Consider the following 5063-nt stretch of genomic DNA (forward strand, 5'->3'; position numbering starts at 1 on the left):
TTCCACGGCACCTATGACCAGGTGGCCGGCGCCTCGCCGCGGCGGGCGCGCTCCACGAGGAATCCGTGGGTCGGGGCCTCCGGGACGTCCGCCGGCTTCAGGGCGGCGAACTCCTTGCTCAGCACCGGCAGCACCTCCTCGCCGAAGAGGTCGATCTGCTCCAGTACCACGTCCGTGGGCAGGCCGGCGTGGTCGATCAGGAACATCTGCCGCTGGTAGTCGCCGACCCACTCCCGGAACCCGAGGGTGCGCTCGATCACCTGCTGCGGCGAGCCGACGGTCAGCGGGGTGAGCCGGCTGAATTCCTCCAGGGACGGGCCGTGGCCGTAGACCGGGGCGTTGTCGAAGTACGGGCGGAAGCGGCGCACGGCCTCCTGGGAGTCCCTGTGCATGAAGGCCTGGCCGCCGAGGGCCACGTAGGCCTGGTGGGCGGCGCCGTGGCCGTAGTGCTCGTACCGCTCCCGGTACATGCGGACCATGCGGATCACATGCTCCTTGTTCCAGAAGATGTTGTTGTGGAAGAAGCCGTCGCCGTAGTAGGCGGCCTGCTCGGCGATCTCGGGGGAGCGGATGGAGCCGTGCCACACGAACGGGGCCACACCGTCCAGGGGCTGCGGGGTGAGGGTGAAGTCCTGCAGCGGGGTGCGGTGGCGGCCGGACCAGGTCACGGACTCCTCGTGCCACAGGCGGTGCAGGAGATGGTAGTTCTCCACGGCGAGCTCGAGCCCGGTGCGGATGTCCTTGCCGAACCACGGGTAGACCGGGCCCGTGTTGCCGCGGCCGAGGGTGAGGTCCACGCGGCCGTCCGCGAGGTGCTGCAGGTAGGAGTAGTCCTCCGCCAGGCGCACCGGGTCCATGGTGGTGATCAGGGTGGTGGCGGTGGACAGGATGATCCGCTCCGTGGCGGCGGCCAGGTAGGAGAGCAGGGTCGGCGGGTTGCCCGGGGCCACGAAGGGCGGGTTGTGGTGCTGGCCGGTCGCGAACACCTCGAAGCCCGCCTGCTCGGCGTGCCGGGCGATCCGGAGGGTGTCCTTGATGCGCTGGTGCTCGCTGGGCCGGGTGCCGGTGGTGGGGTCGGGGGTGAGGTCGCCGATCGTGAAGACGCCGAACTGCATGGATCCTCCTGCGGGATGCCTTTCAAATTTCAATCATATGGGTCAACCGATCTGCCCGGCCCGATGTTCCCGGGGCGGGCGAGGGTGTGCAGGCTCACGCGGCAGTCCTCGTTCGGAGCGGTGTACCGGTGACCGGGAGCCGGCACCCTGGTGGGCACTCTCACAGCTGGGCCACACTGGTGACCATGGAGAACGGATTCTTCGCCGGACGGCTGGCACACACGGACGTGCTGCACATGCAGCAGACCACGAGCTTCATGGCCAACGACTTCGAGGTCACGGACGGTGAGGACCGGCCCGTGCTGCGGGTGCGCACCACCGGCTCCGGCGCGAGCCGGTTCATCATGGGCAACCGCTCGTTCGTGTTCGAGGACGCCGAGACCGGCCGGGTCCTCTTCGCCTTCGAGGACGTGTTGACGCTGGGGCGGGACCGGATGTCCATGGTGGACGCGGAGGGACTCCCGCTGGCCCATCTGCGCCGGGAGACGGCCTTCTTCCGCACCCGGATCACCGGTGCGGTGGTGGACGGCACCGAGCTCGAGATCGTCGGCAACGTGTGGGGGATGAGCTTCGAGGTGCATGCGCGCGGCCGGCAGATCGCCACGGTCGAACGGCGGTGGGCGGGACTGGGCCACGGCCTGCTGGGGCGGTCGCGCTACGAGGTGCGCCTGGACCCGGCCATGCCGCCGCTCGTGCGCTGCGCCGTGGTGGGCACCGTCCTCGCGCTGGACCTGATGCGGGCCAAGGACCAGTCGCGGCGTTCGGGCTAGGCCGGCTGCCGCACGTGGGGCACCACACCGGCCAGGCGGTCGGCTCGAACCCGCCAGGCCCGGTGGCACGTCCGCCTCGTGGGCGTGCCGTCCGTCTCGTCATGGCCGGGACACACGCAGGGCTAGACTGCGCTGGTGGATTTCGGCGCCTATTCTCGACTGCTCACGGACTCCCGCATCCGGAACCTGCTGGGCGTGGGGTTCATTGCCCGCTTCCCGCACAGCGCCGCCGGCGTGATCCTCACCTTCCATGTGGCCGTGACCATGGGCCTGGGCTACGGCACCGCGGGCATCGTGGTGGCGGCCATGACCCTGGGCATCGCGGTGGGCGCGCCCTGGCGCGGCCGGGTCATCGACAACAAGGGCCTGCGGCGTGCCCTCATTCCGTCCGTGATCGGCGAGGCGCTGATCTGGCCGATCGTCCCGTTCCTGCCGTTCCCGCTGATGCTCGCGGCGGTGTTCGTGGGCGGCATGCTGGTGGTGCCCGTGTTCTCCGTGGTCAGACAGGGTCTGGGCGTCCTGGCGCAAGGGCGTGAGCGCCAGACCGCGTTCGCCCTGGACTCGATCATCACCGAGGGCGTGTTCATCATCGGCCCCACCCTCGGCGGCATCGTGGCCGCCATGGGCTCCTCGGCGCTCGGTCTGGTCATCGTCGGCCTGTCCGGGGCGCTCGGCGGCGGCCTGCTGATGTGGTTCAACCCGCCGACCCGCACCTCGCAGGTGGAGGCCGGCCCGCAGCGTCAGGACGCCTACACGGAGGAGGAGGACCGGGAGCAAACGATCGCGCAGGCGGTCACCGGCGCCCCCATGCACCTGGACGTGGCCGCCGCGGACCTGGCCACCGGCGCGATCCCCGTGGTCACCTCCGCCATCCCCGCCGTCACCGGCGCGCTGCCGGTGATCAAGGCGGACGGCTCCGGCCCCGTCACTCCGTCTCCCCAGGCCCGCCACGCCGGACGTGCCGAACGGCTGCGCCAGTGGCGGCGGAACTCCTTCGGCTGGATGAACCCCGCCTCCGTGGCCGTCCTGCTCGTGGCCGTCGGCGCGGGCTTCGCCCTGATCGGCACTGAGGTGACGATCATGGCCACGCTGGAGCGGCAGGACCAGGCCGCCTACGTGGGCGTGGTGTTCGCGCTCTGGTGCGGCGCCTCCGCGGTGGGCGGCATCTTCTACGGCGCCACGCACCGGGACGTCTCGCCGACCGTGCTGATCGGCCTGCTCGGCGTCGCCTCGATCCCCATGGCCCTGGCGTGGGACCTGTGGTCCCTGGCGCTGCTGTCCATCCCGTCCGGCCTGCTCACCGCCCCGACGCTGGCGGCGGCCTCGTCGCTGCTGTCCCGGCTGGTCCCGGAGCATCGGCGGGGCGAGGCGATGGGCTTCTACGGCTCCAGCATGACGGCCGGCTCGGCCGCCGGTGCGCCGCTGTGCGGTCAGGTGATCGAGACGTTCGGCCCGCAGGCAGGCTTCTACCTGGCCGCGATCGTCGCCTTCGGCATGGCACTGCTCTCCGTGGTGCTCTCCCTGCAGGCCCGCCGCCAGGGGATCCACGGGGAGTACTGAGCCCGTCCGGGCCGTCCGGTCCCGCCCGCCTGCACCTGCCCGTCCCCTCCTTCCCGACGACGGCGCCCACCTCCGGCGGACGTGCTCGCCTGACATCATGGGCGCCATGGACACCTATCCCACCCGCCGTTCGACCGTCTACGGGGAGGCCGTGGTGGCCTCCTCCTCGCCACTGGCCGCCTCCGCGGCCCTGGAGGTGCTCGCCGAGGGCGGCACTGCCGCCGACGCCGCCGTGGCCGCCGCGATGTGCCTGACGGTGGTGGAGCCGACGAACAACGGGATCGGCGGTGACCTGCTCGCCCTCGTCTGGGACGGGGAGCGGATGCACGGCCTCAACGCCTCCGGCCGCAGTCCGCAGGCCTGGACCCCGGAGCACTTCGCCCAGTACTCCGAGATGCCCAAGCGTGGCTGGGATGCGGTGACCGTCCCCGGCGCCGTGGCCGGGTGGGCGGCGCTGTCCGGCCGGTTCGGCCGGCTGGACTTCGCCCGGCTGGGCCGGGACGCCGTGCGCCACGCGGAACAGGGCTGGCGGGTCGCCGATCGTGGCCCAGGACTGGGGGCGCGCCGCCGGGATCCTCGGGGAGATCGAGGACTTCGCCGCCACGTTCATGCCCGGGGGCCGTGCCCCGCGCGAGGGGGAGAAGGTGATCTTCGCGGACCACGCCGCCACGCTGCGCGAGATCCTCGAGACCGGCGGCGAGTCCTTCTACCGCGGGGCGCTCGCCGAGCGCATCGTGGCCCATGCCGAGGCCGGGGGAGGCCTGCTGACCGCCGAGGACCTCGCGAGCCACGAAGTGGACTGGTGTGAGCCGATCGCCGCGACCTGGGCCGGGCATGAGCTCTACGAGATCCCGCCGAACAGCCAGGGGCTGGCCGCCCTGGTGGCCATCCGCATCCTGGAGCGGATGGGCGTGGACCCGAGCGGCGGGGGCGGGGCGGACCCGGACGCCGCCGAGACCGTGCACCTGCAGGTGGAGGCGATGCGGCAGGCGCTGACCGTCCTGCACGGGGACATCGCCGATCCGGCGTGGATGCGCACCGAGGTGGAGGACATCCTCTCGAACGAGGCGATCGACGCGATGGCCGCACGGATCAGCGGAAGCCGAGCGGCCGTCGTCGTGACCGAGCCGCCGACAGCCGGCGGCACGGTGTACCTGTCCGTGGGCGACGCGGACGGGATGATGGTCTCCCTCATCCAGTCCAACTACCGCGGGTTCGGCGCGGGGCTGGTGGTGCCGGGCACGGGCATCGCGCTGCATGACCGTGGTGCCGGCTTCGTGCTCACCGAAGGGCACCCGAACCAGGTGGCCGGCGGCAAGCGGCCGCTGAACACAATCATCCCGGGCTTCCTCACCCGGTACGGGGCGCCGGTGTGCGCCTACGGGGTGATGGGAGGGCCGATGCAGCCGCAGGGGCACCTGCAGGTGATGCACCGGCTGCTGGCCGGGCAGTCCGTGCAGGAGGCGTTGGACGCGCCGCGCTGGTTCGTGGAGGGAGACGGCGAACTCAGGCTCGAGGTCGGCTGGCCGGACGAGGTGGCCGCCGCGCTCGAGGCGAAGGGCCACCGGGTGACCCGCACCGGACCCGGGGACCGCACCTACGGCGGCGGCCAGGCGGT

3 protein-coding genes and 1 pseudogene are annotated in these 5063 nt (G+C 72.0%); 3 read left to right on the plus strand and 1 reads right to left on the minus strand.

The genetic code is table 11. From position 1 onward, the window contains the following. Nucleotides 1-11: 11 nt before the first annotated feature. The gene (locus AC2W7A_RS09395) at nt 12-1115 is read right to left on the minus strand and encodes an LLM class flavin-dependent oxidoreductase (RefSeq protein WP_485991131.1); all 1104 of its coding nucleotides are present in this window, start codon (nt 1113-1115) and stop codon (nt 12-14) included. Between the two features lie 185 nt (nt 1116-1300). Here AC2W7A_RS09395 and AC2W7A_RS09400 point away from each other — a divergent pair, with 185 nt between their 5' ends. The 3 genes and pseudogenes from AC2W7A_RS09400 to AC2W7A_RS09410 form a co-directional block, all read left to right on the plus strand. After that, a complete protein-coding gene (locus tag AC2W7A_RS09400; protein WP_485991132.1) occupies nt 1301-1885 on the plus strand; it encodes an LURP-one-related/scramblase family protein in 585 nt (194 codons plus the stop codon). A 135-nt stretch (nt 1886-2020) separates the two neighbouring features. Continuing rightward, a complete protein-coding gene (locus AC2W7A_RS09405) occupies nt 2021-3445 on the plus strand; it encodes an MFS transporter (RefSeq protein ID WP_485991133.1) in 1425 nt (474 codons plus the stop codon). 244 nt (nt 3446-3689) lie between these two features. Continuing rightward, nucleotides 3690-5063, plus strand: a pseudogene (locus AC2W7A_RS09410) (gamma-glutamyltransferase family protein); the annotation flags it as partial.

The organism is Micrococcus sp. LASM2_SD2, assembly GCF_057364565.1.

Excerpts from the sequence above, each read along its gene's own strand:
- AC2W7A_RS09395 (WP_485991131.1), bottom strand. The coding sequence starts at position 1,115 with ATGCAGTTCGGCGTCTTCACGATCGGCGACCTCACCCCCGACCCCACC.
- AC2W7A_RS09400 (WP_485991132.1), top strand. The coding sequence starts at position 1,301 with ATGGAGAACGGATTCTTCGCCGGACGGCTGGCACACACGGACGTGCTG.